This is a genomic window from Streptomyces sp. 13-12-16 (assembly GCF_002114215.1).
Classification (GTDB): domain Bacteria; phylum Actinomycetota; class Actinomycetes; order Streptomycetales; family Streptomycetaceae; genus Streptomyces.
In genome coordinates this window covers 1-1,201 of record NZ_NCTE01000246.1, presented here as the reverse complement: position 1 = coordinate 1,201, position 1,201 = coordinate 1, and the positions used below count along the sequence as shown (strand labels likewise).

Annotated in this window: 1 protein-coding gene; it reads right to left on the bottom strand. The window is 73.3% G+C overall.

The annotated features are described in order from the left end of the window. Positions 1 to 1,201 (bottom strand): MMPL family transporter (locus B7767_RS11010; protein WP_179167105.1); only part of this gene is annotated, 1,201 nt, incomplete at both ends.

The window sequence follows — 1,201 nt, the reverse complement described above, 5'->3', positions numbered from 1 at the left end:
GGCCGGCGGCCGGCGGGGAGCGGCGGCACCGCCGCGTCCGGCCGGGGCTCGGGGTCCGGGTCCCGGCTGCGCAGTGCCTCGCCCTCGATGTCCACGTTCGGCAGCACGCGGTTCAGGATACGGGGCAGCCACCAGGCCCGGTGGCCGAGCAGCGCCAGGACCGCGGGGGCGATCGCCATCCGGACCACGAAGGCGTCGAAGGCGACGGCGGAGGCCAGGCCGAGGCCCATCGTCTGGATGGTCGGGCTGCTCATCCCGATGAATCCGGCGAACACGCTGATCATGATGATCGCCGCCGCGGCCACCACCCGTCCGCTGTGCCGGAACCCGTTGACGACCGCCTCGCCGGGGGACGCGCCGTGGACGTAGGCCTCCCGCATCCGGGTGAGGAGGAAGACCTCGTAGTCCATGGCGAGGCCGAAGACGATGCCGATGACGAGGATCGGCATCAGAGACATGACCGGTCCGGTCTGCTCGATGCCGAGCAGGTCCGCCGCCCAGCCCCACTGGAAGACGGCGACGAGGACGCCGAAGGCGGCACCCACCGACAGCAGGAAGCCGAGCGCGGCCTTGACCGGGACCAGGACCGAGCGGAAGACCACCAGCAGCAGGAGCACCGCCAGGCCGATGACCACGGTCAGGTAGGGGAGGAGGGCGTCGGACATGGCCTCCGAGATGTCGATGTTCAGCGCGGTGGTGCCGGTCACGAAGACGCCGGCGCCCGTGCCGGCCTCGACGCCCGAGACCGCGTCCCGCAGCGCGTGCACCAGGTCCTTGGTCTCGCCGCTGTTCGGCGCGGTCTCCGGTACGGCGGTGAAGACGGCCGTGTCCTCGGCCTCGCCGAACACCGGGTCGCCGACCGAGGCGATCCCGTCCATGTCCCGTACGGTCGTGACGGCCAGGTCCGTGGCGGACCGGGCGTCCGCGGACTTGGACGTGTCCACGACCACGGTCAGCGGGCCGTTGAAGCCGGGGCCGAAGCCGTCCGACAGCAGGTCGTAGGCGCGGCGCTGGGTGGTCTGCACCGACTTGGACTCGTCGCCGGGCAGCCCGAGTTCGAGGCTCAGCGCCGGCAGGGCGACGGCGCCGAGACCGAGTACGGCGGTCACCAGCACGGCCACCGGCCGGCGCAGCACGAACCGCGCCCAGCGGGTGCCGAGTCCGGGCCGGTCGGCCGCCGCGGGCACCGCGTGCGGGCGCG